This is a genomic window from Bradyrhizobium sp. sGM-13, from assembly GCF_018398875.1.
Lineage (GTDB): Bacteria > Pseudomonadota > Alphaproteobacteria > Rhizobiales > Xanthobacteraceae > Bradyrhizobium.
Genome location: NZ_JAGWDK010000024.1, coordinates 18622 through 33776, shown reverse-complemented (window position 1 = coordinate 33776; position 15155 = coordinate 18622). Strand labels below are relative to the sequence as shown.

Here is a 15155-nt window from a genome sequence, read left to right as displayed (position 1 = left end):
GCAAGCGAACTCATGCGACAAAAATGGCGCACTCGTCCAGTGAGGATCGCCGGACGCCCCGGGGCGCATTGACTCGGACTTTGACGAACTTCTACCATAGTTCCCGACGGTTCCCGTTTTGGGGATCAAAAGGGAATGCGGTGCGGGGAAAACCCCCAATTCCGCGGCTGCCCCCGCAACTGTAAGCGGCGAATCCTTCGTCATAAGCCACTGGGCATCTCGGTCCTGGGAAGGCGACGATGGGGTAACGACCCGCGAGCCAGGAGACCTGCCGTCAGCCGTGGTCACACGCGAAGATGTCGGTCGGGGAGTACAGACATTAGCTTCACCTGAGCTGCTGAAAGCACATGGTGAGCCTTGGTTCGCTGTGACGTGCCACTGACGTCATACCGAGGTCCAAGTCATGTCTTTCACCAACACAGCCGCCAAGCGCCGCCGCTTTTGGCTCGCGTCCAGCTTTCTGGTTCCCATCGTGTCGCTCGGCATTTCCGGCACGCATGCGCAGACGCCGGAGCCATTGCCGCCGATCGAGGTAACTTCGCCTACGGACCCGAACCGGACCCGCGCCAAGCCGACCTATGATGAACCATCGACCTCGCGCCGCGTCGTGCCGGCGGCTGCGCCGTCGACCGGCACGCGACCTGCGGCGGGGACTGGCTCGAACGTCGCATCGCAAAGGGCCCCACAAGGGGCGGGCGCAGCCGGCGGACGGCAGTTCTCCGGCATCGTCGGCACATCCGCAACCGTCATTACCGCGGACGACATTGCGCATTCGCCGCAGCAGACCTTGCCCGACATCATCGCGCAGGTGCCGGGCGTGCAATTGACCAGCCTTTACGGCGGCGTGAACGGCGCCAAGACGTCCGTCGACCTCCGCGGTTTCGGCGCCTTCGCGACGGCCAACACCCTCGTCCTCGTCAACGGGCGCAGGCTCAATGACATCGATATGGCGCAGGTCGACCTCTCGACCATTCCGCTCAATTCAATCGAGCGCATCGAGATCACCCGCGGCAACAGCGGCGCCGTGCTCTACGGCGACAATGCGGTCGGCGGCGTCATCAACATCGTCCTGAAGAACGGCGTCGGCGGACCTCCCGTCACGATGAAAGCCGAAGCCGGCTACGGCTCCTTCAACCAGCGTCTGGCCAACGTCTCCGTAGCGGCAAATTCGGGGCCATGGTCGACATCGTTCTATGGCAACGCGATCAAGTCTGACGGCTATCGCGAGAATAACGCACTCGACCAGCGCAACGGGGTCGGCAATCTCAATTACACCACGCCCGACCTCAAGGCCTTTCTCACAGTGACCGGTGACGACCAAAAGCTCGGATTCCCCGGCGGCCGCTTCGTCGATCCCTCGATCGGTCTCAACGAGCTGGTCACGAACCGCCGGGGCGCCGCCACGCCGTTCGATTACGGCAACCAGCAGGGCGCCAGCGCCACCGCCGGTTTCACAAAAACGCTGTGGAACGGCGCCGAACTCATCGTCGACGGCGGCGTGCGGAAGAAGGATACGCAAAGCGGTTTCTTCGGTACGGTACCGTTTGCTTCGCCGCTGCCGAGCTTCTCCTCGACCTATAACGATGCGGCACTGCAGACCTGGTCGATCACGCCGCGACTGAGCGTCAAGAACGCGATCCTCGGGATGCCCTCACAGATCCTGACCGGCATCGATTATTACGATGCGACGTTCAACCAGGAACGCGGGGCGTTCAAAGGCCTTGCGCCTACCCACATCTACGATCTATCGCAACAGACGGTGGCGGGCTATTGGCAGCAAACCGTCGGTCTGTTGCCGACGACGGATTTCTCCTACGGCGCCAGGATTCAAAACACCAGTCTGAGTGCCCGGGATCGGTACGACCCCAACGCGCCCGGTTGCGCCATGTTCTTTAACTGCAGCGCTCAAGCCTCCCCGCTGGACAGCAACGAAACGCAATACGCGCTGCATGCTGGCCTCGAGCATCGCTTCAATAGCGTGTTCTCGGTGTTCGGCCGCGCCGCACGCGCGTTCCGCACCCCGACTGTCGACGAGCGCGTCGCCTCGGGTCCGGCATTCGACCCCTTCTTCACCCCGCTGCCCGGCGACTTCAAGCTGAAGACCCAGACCTCGCACGACATCGAGGGCGGATTCCGCATCAAGAGCGGTGGCTTCCAGATGCAATCGAGCATCTACAACATGGACCTCGAGAACGAGATCCATTTCAATCCCGTGCTGTTCCACAACATCAATCTCGATCCCACTCGCCGCTACGGCTCCGAGACCAGCGCTTCGCTGCGCGTCAGCGACAGTGTGTTGCTGCGCGGTGGCATCGCGTATACGCGTGCTGTCTTCCGCGAGGGTGCGTTCGCGGGCAACGACGTGCCGCTGGTATCGCGCTACACCGCGAGCGGTGGCGTCACCTGGAACATCTGGCAGAACTATCTTGTGTTCGATGCCACCGTGCGGGCCTGGAGCGAACGCTTCATGGACAATGACCAGGCCAACGCCCAACGGCGCATTCCGGCGGACGCCACCGTCGATTTGAAATTGAGCGGCGCCTACAATCGCTTCTTCTGGTCGGTGGGCGTGAACAACCTGTTCAACGCGCTCTATTACGACTACGCCATCGCGAGCTCGTTCACGCCGGGCCGCTTCGCAGCTTATCCACTCCCGGGCCGCACCTTCATGGTGAAGGCCGGCGCGACGTTCTGACTAATATTAGCCGGTTCGGCTTGCTGCCGGACCGGCTCGACCTGCCGTGTTCCCTACGAACCCTCATATCAAGCGCAGATTCTGTCAGAAACTGCGCCATTTTCGACCGAAAATAACATCCTCTGCACGCCGATCCGTGGTAAATGGGCCACAGACCGCTCGACGATATCAGTCGTGATTTCAGAGGTATGACATGAATGATGAGCCGAAGAGCGCCGCCGAGCTGAAAGAAATGAGGCTCATTCGCAAGCGCGCCCAGGAAGTCGACGGCATCAAGGCGATGGCCGAGATCGCGGCTGCCGATATCGCGATCCGCCAGCGAACCGAGAAGCTGCGCGCGCTGCGCCTGGCAAAGGAAGCGGCCGAACGTGCAAATCCGCCGGAATCGAAGGTCAAGGGCAAGACCAAAGCCAGGATCGCGAAAAGAGGCTGACTTGAAATGACGAAAGAGGATCGCGATCGCGCCCAAGCGCGCTTCGATAAGGCGGCCAAGGCCGTTCAGGACGCAAACTCCGGCAAGGCCGAACGCGACGCAGCGGCGAAAGCCGTGCTCGACAATATGGCAAAGCTGAAGGCGTTACGGCTCGCGCGCGAAGCAGCCGAGCCGCAACGTGCGCCCGCCGCAAAGGCGGCAAAGAAGGCGCGCAGCAGCACAAAGCGACCCAACGAGAAGCCGGTGGCCCTGTCAGAGTGGCTGGCGAGCCAGCAGAACGGCGGACGGCGAACCTGAGATCGGCCGATCGAGCTCAGAGAGCCGGCGTTACGCCGGCCCCGGCCAATCGATCATCGATCGCGTCTTGTTCTCGGCGTCGTAAACCTGCACCTGAAGCATCTGGAAGCGGTTCTTCAACGCCATGCCCGCTTCCTCAGCCGCCTCCACCGTATCGTGATGCGACTTGAAGTGGCCATCCACGACCAGCGAATAACCGGTGGCCGGTGCCTTGTCGGCCCGGAGGATCTTGCGCTGCTGCGCTTCATCGAGCGCAATGCGGGGCTTCTTCATACTGGCTCCATGTGATGCCCTTCGAGCTGAAGCCGCAAAAAGGGCGGGAAGAATCGTTTGACCGGCGCTAGGATACCTTCCGGCCGCGATTAGATTGAGGTCATGCCGTTACCCTGAGTCGGCATGCAGCGCAAACGCCGATTGATCCGGCAAAGAAGCATCACTTTGGTGAAATCATATGGGCGGAACAGGCAGGAAGAACAGCGAGCCTCCGAAACAAGGCGATGCCAAACCGAAAAAGCCGCCGAGCCCGCCGGTTGAGGAGGAGGACCACGAGGACGGCGACATCGCTACGCCGAAGCGGGACCGTTCCGATCCTGAAAATGAGCCGTTGTAGCCTCATAAAAGTTGTCATCGCCCGCGAAGGCGCGATCCAGTACGCCGCGGCTTTTCTGCAGAACATCGGCGCTGCGGAGTACTGGATCGCCCGGTCAAGCCGGGCGATGACGTTGGTAGAAGCCTTCGCTTTCAATCAGCCGAATACTCGCTGCATCGAGCAGATGCGCGCCAAAGCCGCCGCGCGCTAGTTTGACCGCGAGCTTCGGCGAAACCAGCAGCGCGGCTGCCGTCATCGCCACCGGCACGGCGCTGATCCAGTCCGACTGCACCGGGGTGAGTTCTTCGCTGCTGCCGGCATAAGGCCCGCGCGCCGCAGCGAGATGCAAACATTCCCTGAGAATGTCGGGCCGCGTTCCGCCGCGCGCCGCACATCCGAGCAACGCCTGCATCGCCAGGTGCGTGAGCACGCCCTCGCGGCCTGCAAGCAACGGAGCCGGCGTCTCGCCCAGCGAGATCAGAAGCAAAAGTCCGACGAGGTTGACGCCGGAGCGATAGGCATTCATCGGCTCGACCAGCCGCGGATTGCAATCAATCAGCAATGGCGCGGTATCGACGTCCGGCATGATGTAATCGACCGACAGCGCGCCGTGCCAATCGAGCGCCCGGCCGATCTGCTCGACGTAAGCGCGAACGACCGGCCGGTTCACGCTCTGCTTGATCGCCTCGCCGCCGCCAACACCCGCCGCGATCTGCCGATAGGCATGAAAGCCGAGCATCCGGCCGCGGCAGAACACCGATTGCGCCTTCTCGGTGGCGCCTGCGACGAGGTCTTGCACCAGCACCTCACCGGCGAATGCATCACCACCACCGAGCTCGTGCAGCGCGCGCATCAGGTCGTCCGCGCTGCGCACGAACCAGATGCCGCGGCTGGCGGTGCCGACTGAAGTCTTCACGACGGCCGGAAAGCGAACCGCATCGCACACCCCTTGCGCGGATTGCACGATGCGCGTCGGCGGCTGCGGCAATCCCAACCGATCGAGCAGCCGGCTGAAGCCAGCCTTGCTATGCGCCTCGCGATAACTCTCGAAGTTCGGCAGCGCGAGACCGGCGCGACCTTCGATGCGCTGCGCAACCCGTGCAAACAGAAATCCCTGCTCGTGCGTCGGCAGCAGCACGTCGAATTTTCCGCCGGCCAGTCGCTGCTCGACGAAGGCCAGGTAACCGGCGGGGTCGTCCCGCAGTCCAGGGCAGCGGTGAAATTTGCGTACGAAGCGCGAGAACCGCGACAGGCACCAGGGCGAGGGATCGCAGACCTCGACGTGATGGCCCGAAAGACCGAGAATCGTAATGGCCTCCCGTGCCGAGGTCGAGGAACCTTCGGAGACCAGTACCCGGAGCGGTGTGGCGGGATCAGGCATGGCGGATCATTGCCGCGTGGACCGCCTTTGTCTCCCAATTTAATGGCGGCATTCGTGCGCCCTGCCCTGCGCCGGGGCAGCCATGCAGCGGCATTCATGGACAAATAACGGCCTGCCTATATTTTCAGCCCCGCCCAGCCGGGCCACAAGTTACGCAGGATTTTTGAGCTGACATGGTCGACATTCTGGCCGCACCGCAACAAGCCAAAGCGGACACTTCGCTGCGCACGCTCGCGGCGATTTCGGTCGCCCATTGGGTCAGCCATTTCCATCTGTTCGTGCTGCCGATGCTGTTTCCGTTCCTGAAGGAGCAGTTGGGCGTCGGCTACATTGAGCTCGGCTTCGCGCTCACCGTGTTCGGCGTCGTCTCCGGCCTGACGCAGGCCCCGATCGGCTATCTCGCCGACCACATTGGCGCGCGAAAAGTGCTGCTGATCGGCCTCTCCATCGGCGGCCTCGCGCTGATCATGCTCGGCCTTCATCTGAGCTACGTTTCGCTGATCATCTCAGCCGCGCTGCTCGGCCTTGCCAACAGCGTTTATCACCCCTGCGACTATGCGATCCTGTCGACGCATATGGATGAAGCGCGGATGGGCCGGGCGTTTTCGGTCCATACCTTTGCGGGCTTCCTTGGTGGTGCGGTGGCGCCCACGATCATGCTCATGCTGGTGACAGCCGTCGGCGGGCTCGGCGCGCTGATCGTGGCCGGTGCGGTCGGCCCTGCGGCAGCGCTGCTATTGATCGCGGTCAGGATTCCCGATGCCAGTTCGGCCGATCGCAAGGCCGATGACCCTGCAGCGCCGCAGCAGAGCATCGTGACGCCTGCGATCATCGTGCTGACGATCTTCTTCATGCTGCTCGGCCTGTCCAGCGCCGGCATCAGCAATTTCGGCGTCGTTGCGCTGATGAGCGGCTATGGCGTGACGATCTCGACCGCCAACGTCGCGCTGACCGCCTATCTTGGCGCCAGCGCGGCCGGCGTGCTCGCCGGCGGCTATCTCGCCGACCGCACCAAGCGGCATGGCAATGTCGCCGCTGCGTGCTTTGCCATTAACGCCGTCATCATTACCATCATTGCGACGATCAATTTGCCGTCGGTGGTGCTGACCGCCGCGATGGGACTGGCCGGATTCCTCGGCGGCGTCATCGCCCCCTCGCGCGACATGCTGGTGCGCAACGCGGCTCCTGCGGGCGCCGCGGGCCGCGCCTTCGGCATCGTCTCCACCGGTTTCAATTTCAGCGGCATACTCTCTCCGCTATTGTTCGGCTGGATCATGGACCAGAGCCTGCCGCATTGGGTGTTCGGCGCCTCTGTCGCGTTCATGGTGCTGACGGTCCTGCTGGCGCTGGTGACCGACCGCAAGCCGGCGGAACCCGCCAGGGCATAACTGCATCGGAGATGCATTCCTGAGCCTCATCCCCGGTGGTTGACAGCATCTGACCGCATCGGATGATGCGTCAACAAAACCAGATCCGGGATGGAAGCCATGACCTCGACCCCCGACCTCGTGATCCGCGGCGGCACCGTTGCCGATGGCAAGGGTGGCCAATTGTTCGAAGCCGACGTGGCGATTGCAGGCGGCCGCATCACCGAAGTCGGCAAGGTTGCCGCGAAGGGCAAAGAGGAAATCAACGCCAAAAGCAAGCTGGTTACGCCGGGCTTCGTCGACGTCCACACCCACTATGATGGCCAGGTCACCTGGAGCCAGGACATCACGCCCTCCTCGCAGAACGGCGTCACCACAGCGATCATGGGAAATTGCGGCGTCGGCTTCGCGCCGTGCCGTCCGGCCGACCATGTCCGGCTGATCCAACTGATGGAAGGCGTCGAGGATATCCCCGAGCCGGTGCTGAGCGCCGGCATCCCATGGGCCTGGGAGAGCTTTCCGGATTACATGGAGTGGCTGTCGAAAAGAAGCTTCGACATGGACATCGGCTCGCAGTTGCCGCACGCGGCTTTGCGCGTCTATGTGATGGGCGAACGCGGCGCGCGCCGCGATCCCTCGACATCAGACGACAACAACGCGATGGCGGCATTGGCTGCCGATGCCGTGCGGGCCGGCGCGCTCGGCTTCTCAACCTCGCGCACGCTCAACCATCGCACCTCGACCGGCGATTTTACGCCGACACTGAAGGCCGGCGAGGACGAACTGACCGCGATCGCGGCGGCGATGCAAGCGCAGGGCCGCAGCGTCCTGCAATTCGTGCTCGATCTCTCCACCATCGACGAAGACCTGCCGATGATGCTACGGGTCGCTGAGATTACCAAAATTCCGGTGTCGTTCTCGATCACCCAAAACGACAAGGCGCCGCAGCGCTGGCGCCAGACGCTCGACACCATCAGAGAGGCCTCGGTGCGCGGCCTGTCGATAACGGCGCAGATCGCCGCCCGCCCGGTCGGACTGATGCTCGGACTCGAACTGTCGCGCAACCCGTTCCAGACTCACCCGAGTTATCAGGCCATCGCGCATTTGCCGCTCGCCGAGCGGCTCGCCCGCCTGCGCCAGCCCGAACTGCGCAAGACGATCCTGAGCGAGCACGCCACCGCGACCGACGATCCGCTGTTCTTCCGGCCGAACTACGACAAAATGTACCTGCTCGGAAATCCGCCGGACTACGAGCAGCCGCCGGAAAACACGCTGGGTGCGCAGGCCCGCCGCCGGGGCAAACAGCCGGAAGAACTCGCCTATGATGCGATGCTGACGGATGACGGCCGCGGCATGCTCTACGTGCCGTTCCTCAATTACGCCGACGGCAATCTCGATGCTGTCAGCGAGATGCTGCGCGATCCCAATGCCGTGCCGGGGCTCTCCGATGGCGGCGCGCATTGTGGCATCATCTGCGACGCCAGTTTCCCGACCTATCTCTTGACGCACTGGACGCGCGACCGCACCCGCGGCGAAAAACTGTCGATCCCGTTCGTCGTCGCCGCGCAATCGCGCAAGACCGCGCTTTCGGTCGGCCTCTACGACCGCGGCGTGATCGCTCCCGGCTTCAAGGCCGACGTCAACGTGATCGATTACGACCGCCTGCATCTGCATCCGCCAAAAGTGCATTACGACCTGCCGGTCGGCGGCCGCCGCCTGATGCAGCAGGTCGACGGCTATGACGCCACCATCGTCTCCGGCGTAGTGACGCAGCGCGCCGGCAAAACCACCGGCGCGCGCCCGGGCAAACTGGTGCGCGGCACGCAGGGAAGCAAGCCGCAGTTCGACGCGGCAGCGAGTTAAGACGGCGGTGTCGCCCACACTCGGTGTCGTCCCTGCGAACGCAGGGACCCACACACCGCGGCCCATGTCCGTGGCGATGTGGCAGACGTCTCGCTTAGGCAATCAGCATTCGTGGTTATGGGTCCCTGCGTTCGCAGGGACGACGATGGATTTGTTATTGCCTCACGCGAATTTCGGTTGTGCCGCGGCTTGCGCCATCAGCTTTGCGCGTTCCGTGTTCGGCCACAGCAGCAACAGGCCGAGCAACCCTGACGCCGCCATGATCACGGCGTTGATGGTGAAGCCGGTCATGTAGCCGTCGAGCGGCACCGCCGCATTCTGAATCACGGCGCCCATCACGAACGGCGCGATCATTCCCGCCAGCGTGTAGATCGCGCCATAGATTGCGATCACGGCGCCGCGCTGCTGCACCGGGGTGAATTCGCCGAGCATCGGCGGACAGACTACATAGATCGAGCCGCAGAGCCCGGAGCCGACGACGAGGAATGCGATCTGCCATCCGGCGCCGTTGACATAGGGCAACACCGCGAGGATCAGCCCACCGATGATCAGCGGCACAGAACCGAGTACACCCCGAGCGCCGCGCGTCGTGTAACCGCGCGTCAGCATCACCTGCGAAACCCAGCCCGTCAGCAGCACGATGGCCGCGCCGAACACCCAGGGCAAAACCGAAATCCAGCCCGCATCTTTTTGCGAGAAGCCGAGTCCCTTGACAATGAATGGCGTGAACCAGGTGAGCCCGAGCGACAGCGCCCAATAGGCGCCAAAGGTCGCGGCGCAGCAGCCGATAAAGGTTCGCGAAGTCAGAAGCTGGAGATAGGGAACGCGCGGATCGGTTGCAGCCGTTGTAACGGTGTGAACCAGTGGCCCCTCCTTTCCCATGACCAGCCACGCCGCTGCCCACATCAGGCCGACGATGCCGAGCGCGCCGAACGCATAGTGCCAGCTATGATTAACGATGATCCAGTTCAGTGCGGGCACCGCGAGGATCACTCCGAACGCCGAGCCCTGCGAAAGGATCGCGGTGGGTAGCGTCCGCTTTTCGTCGGGAAACCACTTGTAGACCGCGTGCGCCGCGACCGCGAACGCAGGCCCCTCCCCTGCACCAAGGATGATGCGGCAGATCACGAGCGTCGTGAAACCGACCGTGCCGACCATCGGAAACTGCGCCACCGACCAGATCACCGCCATCGCGAGCAGCACCCAGCGGGTGTCGACGCGGTTGACGATAAAGCCGACGACGATGGCCGAGATGGAAAACAGGAAAAAGAACGAGGAGCCGAGAAAACCGAACTGTTCTGGCGAGAGCTTCAGCTCATCCATGATCGGCGCGCCGGCGAGCCCGACAACGATCTTGTCGGCAAAGTTCACCAGCATGAACAGAAACAGCAAGAAGGTGATTGTCCAGGCGCCCTTGGGCGTCCCCTTGGGCGCCCCCTTGGGCGTCGCTTGCGCGGTCATGGCTGCTTTCCCCATCTTTTCTGGCTCTGTAGGATCGCCCGGTTCCAATGCTACAAGGCGCCTTGCGGGCAAGGCAACCGCGTTTTTCACAAATGCCCGCCGTGCACCTGCCCGTTAGTGCGACGGGCGCACGCCACAACCGAATCACGATCGCGGCGCGGCGCGATTGAGGCCGTGATCGGGGACGCGTGCCCTGATATGTTGCATGCCATCACGTCGGGGGATTTTCATGGTCAGATCGGTCCATCATCGCGCATGACCACATACAATCCCAGTGCGACCGGCCCCGTGCTGCACGTGACCGGCCTGATCAAGAGCTACCGCACCGCCGGCGAAGAGGTCGCGGTGCTGCGCGGCGTGAACCTGACGGTCGCTGCCGGTGAGAGCGTCGCACTCACCGGCGAATCCGGCAGCGGCAAGAGCACGCTCTTGCACCTGATCGCCGGGCTCGATGCGGCCGACGGCGGCGAGATCAGGTTGGCGGATGCCTCAGTCGCCGAACTCAGCGATGCCGAGCGGGCGGAAATGCGCCGCGACCGGCTCGGCCTGGTGTTTCAGCAATTCAACCTGGTCCCGAGCCTCACCGTGGAAGACAACCTCGTTTTTCAGTCTCGCATCGCCGGCCGTCACGATGCGGCCTGGCACCACGAACTGGTGGAGCGGCTCGGGCTCGGCCGCTTCCTGAAGCGCTATCCCGAGCAATTGTCCGGCGGTCAGCAACAACGCGTCGCAATCGGCCGGGCATTGGCCGTCAAGCCGCTATTGCTGCTCGCCGACGAGCCGACCGGCAATCTCGACGAGGACACGGCGGACGAAGTACTGGCGCTGGCGCGCGACCTGGTGACGCGCAGCGGCTGCGGCTTTCTGTTGGTGACGCACAGCGCGCGGCTCGCAGCAACGCTCGACCGCCAGGTCAACCTCCATGCTGGGGTGATCGCGTGAAACGCGCACTGTGGACGCTGGCCGTGCTGCTGAGCCATTGGCGGCGGCACCCGATGCAGTTGGCGACCCTGCTGATCGGGTTGATCTCGGCGACCGCGCTGTGGAGCGGCGTGCAGGCGCTCAATCAGCAGGCGCGCACCTCCTATGATCGCGCTGCCGCTATGTTTGGCGGTACGCGCACCGCCATGCTGGTCGCCCGCAACGGCGTAACTTTCCCGCAAGAACTTTTTGTCGAGTTGCGCCGCGCCGGCTGGCCGGTCTCGCCGGTGCTGGAGGGCCGCATCCAGCTCGAGGGACGGTCGTTCCGGCTGCTCGGCATCGAGCCCGTTACGCTGCCCGCCGAAGTCGGCAACGCGCCGACGATCGGCAAAGCCGGCCTGCAATCCTTCATGACGCCGCCGGGCGAGATGCTGGTGGCGCCGGAAACGCTTTCCGACCTCAAGCTCGCGGAAGGCGCGCGCCCAAAAGGCGATGGCGGCGCACCGCTGCCGCCGCTTCGCGTGCAGCCGAACCTGGTGCCCGGCGTGCTGGTCGTCGACATCGGCATTGCGCAGAACCTCCTGAAGATGCCGGACCAGCTTTCGCGGCTCCTGATCGGCAAGCCGACAGGGAGGCACCCGCCGCTCGAAAGCGTTGCCGGCGACAAACTTCGGCTAATCGAAGCCGATGCGGAGACCGACCTCGAACGCCTCACCGACAGTTTTCACCTGAACCTGACCGCGTTCGGGTTGCTGTCGTTCTTTGTCGGCCTCTTCATCGTCAATTCGGCGATCGGGCTGGCCTTCGAGCAGCGGCTGCCGACCTTACGCACCTTGCGCGCCTGCGGTGTCTCGGCGCGGATGCTGAACGCCGTGCTCGTGCTTGAACTGGTGTCGCTGGCGCTGGTCGCGGGGTTGATCGGACTCGTGTGCGGTTACTTCATCGCCGGCTCGCTGCTGCCTGACGTCGCCGCATCGCTGCGCGGACTCTATGGCGCGCAGATTCCGGGACATCTCACGCTCAAGCCGCAATGGTGGATCGCGGGCATCGCCATCAGCATTTTGGGCGCGCTCGCAGCGGCCGCCGCCAGCCTCACCAAGGCGCTGCGGCTGCCGTTGCTCGCCACCGCCCAGCCCTTCGCCTGGCAGCAGGCGCAGCGGCGCTGGCTCCTTTACCAGAGCGCGCTGGCGCTCGTGGCGTTCGCGGCGGCCGCCGGCTTTCTGTGGTTTGGCGATTCTCTGATTTCGGGCTTTGCCGTGCTCGCTGCATTGATGCTCGGCGCAGCGCTGATCCTGCCGATGTTTCTGGAAATCGTGCTGTCGCTTGGCCAGCGCTATGCACGAGCCCCGCTCGGAATCTGGTTCTGGGCCGACAGCCGCCAGCAATTGTCGGGATTGTCGCTCGCTTTGATGGCGCTGTTGCTCGCATTGGCGGTGAATGTCGGCGTCTCCACCATGGTCGAGAGTTTTTCCCGCACGTTTCTGGTCTGGCTGGACGGGCGGCTGGCAGCAGAAATTTATGTCAACGCCGCCAATGACGCGCAGGCACGCGAGATCAAGGCGTGGCTTCGCGAACGCCCCGAGGTCGAGGCGATCCTGCCCGGCGGCCGCGCCGATACGCAACTGGCGGGCGCGCCACTCGAGGTGCTGGGCCTGCCCGATCACGCCACCTATCGCGACAACTGGCCGCTGCTGCAATCGACTGAGGATGCCTGGGTCAAGCTTCGCCCTGGCGATGCGGCCCTTGTCAGCGAACAACTGGCGCGACGGCTGCAGCTCTCCCTTGGCGACCGCATCGAAGTGCCCGCGTCAGGCGGAAACTGGACGCTCAACGTGGTCGGCATCTATGCCGATTACGGCAACCCCAAGAGCCAGATCGCGGTGAACTTCGCCGCGCTGACGCGTCGCTTTCCGGAAATCCCGCTGACGCGCATGGGACTGCGGGTTGCCCCGCCAAAGATCCCGGCGTTGATCTCGGCCCTGCAGGGAAAGTTCGGCCTCGATAGTCGCAATGTCGTCGACCAGGCGACGATGAAGGCGGAATCGACGCGGATCTTCAACCGCACTTTCTCGGTCACGGCGGCGCTGAACGCCTTTACGCTCGGCGTCGCCGGCGTGGCGCTGCTGACGAGCCTCTTGACGCTTGCCAATTCCCGCCTGCCGCAACTGGCGCCGCTATGGGCGATCGGCGTGCCGCGGCGGCGGCTCGCGGCCATCGAGCTGTTGAAGACGACCTCGGTGGCGTTGATAACCACCATCTTTGCGCTTCCGCTGGGTTTGCTGGTCGCGTGGTGCCTGCTCGCGATCGTCAACGTCAAGGCGTTCGGCTGGCGGTTACCGTTTCATGTCTTTCCGCTGCAATTGCTCTGGCTCACCGGCGTCGCGATGGCGGCAGCGGTTGCGGCTTCCGCGCTCCCCGTCATCAGGCTGGCGCGCATGCAGCCGAGCAGCCTGATCAGGATCTTTGCCAATGAGCGGTAGCGGCCTCATTACCCGCCGCGGTTTCATCGGCGGCGCGCTCCTCGCCGGATTCGGCGGCGAGGCACTCGCGCAGGGCTTTGCCGGGCTTGGCGAAAGCGCGGAAGGATTTGCGCACGTCGTGCCGGGCAGGACATTTGCTTTTCCTGCCGATCACGGGCCGCATCCGGAATTCCGCATCGAGTGGTGGTATGTGACGGCCAATCTTACCGACGTGCGCGGAGCAGCGTACGGCGCCCAATGGACGCTGTTTTGCCAGGCGATCGCACCAGGCGGGCCGGAGCAGGGCTGGGCCAACCAGCAGATATGGATGGGCCACGCCGCCGTCACGCGCGAAGATACCCATCGCTTCAGCCAGACGTTCGCGCGCGGCGGTGTCGGCCAGGCCGGCGTCGAGGCCAACCCGTTTCACGCCTGGATCGATGCCTGGGAGATGCGCGCCCTCGATTCCGTGAATGACGACAATATCGCACCGCTGGAACTGAAAGCATCGGGCGCCGAGTTCAGCTACACGCTGCGCCTGGACGCGGATCGGCCGCTGGTGCTGCAGGGCGAAGGCGGCTACAGCCGCAAATCGCTACGCGAACAGGCCTCCTATTACTACAGCCAGCCGCATTATGCGGCGACGGGCATCCTTACCATTGACGACAAGCCCATCGACGTCACCGGCATGGCCTGGCTCGATCGCGAGTGGAGCAGCCAGCCGCTCGCCGCGGATCAAAGCGGATGGGACTGGCTCTCGCTGCATTTCAACGCGGGCGACAAATTGATGCTGTACCGGATGCGCCAGACCGACGGCCAGCATTATGGCTCGGGCAAATGGATCGCGCCCGACGGCACGGCCGAGCAACTCGCCTCCGCGGATATCGCCATGACGCCGCTCGCGTTCACCGAGATTGGGACGCGAAAAATTCCGACCACATGGCGCATCGAGGTTCGAAGCAAGGCGCTCAGAATCGAGTGCATGCCGCTTAATCCCCGGAGCTGGATGGGCACGAGCTTCCCCTATTGGGAGGGCCCGATTCGCTTCGCAGGCAGCCACACGGGGGTGGGCTATCTGGAAATGACGGGCTATTAAGCCTGCGCACGAAAAAGGGGAGTTTCAGCGATGTATCATCTCACCGCTCTCGCCAGCTTGCTGGCGATCCTGGTCTACTTCTATTCGTCCGTTCGTGTGGCACAGGCGCGCGGCAAATTCGGCGTCAAGCTGCCGGCGATTTCGGGCAATGAAGATTTCGAGCGCGTGTTTCGCGCGCAGATGAACACGCTGGAATGGCTGCCGATCTTTTTGCCGGCGCTATGGCTGTTCGCGATTTATATCAGCGACGGCATCGCCGCTGCGCTGGGGCTGGTTTGGGTGATGGGCCGCATTCTCTATATATTTGGCTACGCGAAGTCGGTCCCACAACGCAGCCCCGGCTTTGCGACTCAGGCGCTGGCGACGATCGCGCTGTGGCTCGGCGCATTCGGCGCGATCGTGTGGCGGTTGGTGCAGGGGTGATAGACAGCTTCTCTCTCCTCACGTCGTCCCGGGCAAGCGAAGCGCGACCCGGGACCCATAACCACCGATGTTCGTATTGCGCGCGGCTGTAGCACCAGCCGGCCTCAACAACATGCTTTCGTGGTTATGGGTCCCTGCTTTCGCAGGGACGACGGAAAGGGAGAGAAACC

12 protein-coding genes and 1 riboswitch are annotated in these 15155 nt (G+C 63.7%); of the genes, 9 read left to right on the top strand and 3 right to left on the bottom strand.

Annotated elements, in window-relative coordinates; translation table 11 throughout:
* The first annotated feature begins 90 nt into the window (after window positions 1-90).
* Window positions 91-291: riboswitch (cobalamin riboswitch) on the top strand.
* A gap of 112 nt (window positions 292-403) precedes the next feature.
* The 3 genes from KJQ96_RS28630 to KJQ96_RS28620 all read left to right on the top strand — a co-directional run bounded on the left by KJQ96_RS28630 (window position 404) and on the right by KJQ96_RS28620 (window position 3425).
* Window positions 404-2695, top strand: coding sequence for a TonB-dependent receptor (locus KJQ96_RS28630; protein ID WP_213289721.1), 2292 nt, complete (start codon window positions 404-406; stop codon window positions 2693-2695).
* Between the two features lie 193 nt (window positions 2696-2888).
* Entirely contained in the window at window positions 2889-3128 is a 240-nt protein-coding gene (locus tag KJQ96_RS28625) for a hypothetical protein (RefSeq protein WP_213289720.1), read from the top strand.
* A 6-nt stretch (window positions 3129-3134) separates the two neighbouring features.
* The gene (locus KJQ96_RS28620; RefSeq protein WP_028351929.1) at window positions 3135-3425 is read left to right on the top strand and encodes a hypothetical protein; all 291 of its coding nucleotides are present in this window, start codon (window positions 3135-3137) and stop codon (window positions 3423-3425) included.
* Window positions 3426-3455: 30 nt separating this feature from the next.
* On the opposite strand, the gene KJQ96_RS28615 is transcribed toward KJQ96_RS28620, so the two are convergent.
* Both KJQ96_RS28615 and KJQ96_RS28610 read right to left on the bottom strand, forming a co-directional pair.
* Window positions 3456-3698, bottom strand: coding sequence for a hypothetical protein (locus KJQ96_RS28615; protein WP_213289719.1), 243 nt, complete (start codon window positions 3696-3698; stop codon window positions 3456-3458).
* Window positions 3699-4129: 431 nt separating this feature from the next.
* Window positions 4130-5395 (bottom strand): hypothetical protein, encoded by a 1266-nt coding sequence (locus tag KJQ96_RS28610; RefSeq protein ID WP_213289718.1) that lies wholly within the window; start codon window positions 5393-5395, stop codon window positions 4130-4132.
* Window positions 5396-5568: 173 nt separating this feature from the next.
* Here KJQ96_RS28610 and KJQ96_RS28605 point away from each other — a divergent pair, with 173 nt between their 5' ends.
* On the top strand, window positions 5569-6783 hold the full coding sequence (locus KJQ96_RS28605; RefSeq protein WP_213289717.1) for an MFS transporter: 1215 nt from the start codon (window positions 5569-5571) through the stop codon (window positions 6781-6783).
* A gap of 99 nt (window positions 6784-6882) precedes the next feature.
* Window positions 6883-8625: an amidohydrolase family protein gene (locus tag KJQ96_RS28600; protein ID WP_213289716.1), complete on the top strand. Its 1743-nt coding sequence runs from the start codon at window positions 6883-6885 to the stop codon at window positions 8623-8625.
* 162 nt (window positions 8626-8787) lie between these two features.
* Here the strand turns inward: KJQ96_RS28600 and KJQ96_RS28595 are convergent, their stop codons facing one another.
* Complete coding sequence (locus KJQ96_RS28595) at window positions 8788-10086, bottom strand: MFS transporter (protein WP_213289715.1); 1299 nt, start codon at window positions 10084-10086, stop codon at window positions 8788-8790.
* A gap of 255 nt (window positions 10087-10341) precedes the next feature.
* On the opposite strand from KJQ96_RS28595, the gene KJQ96_RS28590 reads away from it, so the two are divergent.
* Genes KJQ96_RS28590 through KJQ96_RS28575 form a run of 4 tightly spaced genes read left to right on the top strand, consistent with a single transcriptional unit; the run spans window position 10342 to window position 14985 of the window.
* Window positions 10342-11028: an ABC transporter ATP-binding protein gene (locus tag KJQ96_RS28590; RefSeq protein WP_213289714.1), complete on the top strand. Its 687-nt coding sequence runs from the start codon at window positions 10342-10344 to the stop codon at window positions 11026-11028.
* Complete coding sequence (locus KJQ96_RS28585) at window positions 11025-13487, top strand: ABC transporter permease (RefSeq protein WP_213289713.1); 2463 nt, start codon at window positions 11025-11027, stop codon at window positions 13485-13487. The genes KJQ96_RS28590 and KJQ96_RS28585 overlap by 4 nt, the downstream gene beginning before the upstream one ends.
* Window positions 13477-14562 carry a lipocalin-like domain-containing protein gene (locus KJQ96_RS28580; RefSeq protein WP_213289712.1) on the top strand — a complete coding sequence of 362 codons (1086 nt, stop codon included), beginning with the start codon at window positions 13477-13479 and terminating at the stop codon, window positions 14560-14562. Before KJQ96_RS28585 ends, KJQ96_RS28580 begins: the two co-directional genes overlap by 11 nt.
* 30 nt (window positions 14563-14592) lie before the next feature.
* Window positions 14593-14985, top strand: coding sequence for an MAPEG family protein (locus tag KJQ96_RS28575; protein ID WP_213289711.1), 393 nt, complete (start codon window positions 14593-14595; stop codon window positions 14983-14985).
* Window positions 14986-15155: the final 170 nt, after the last annotated feature.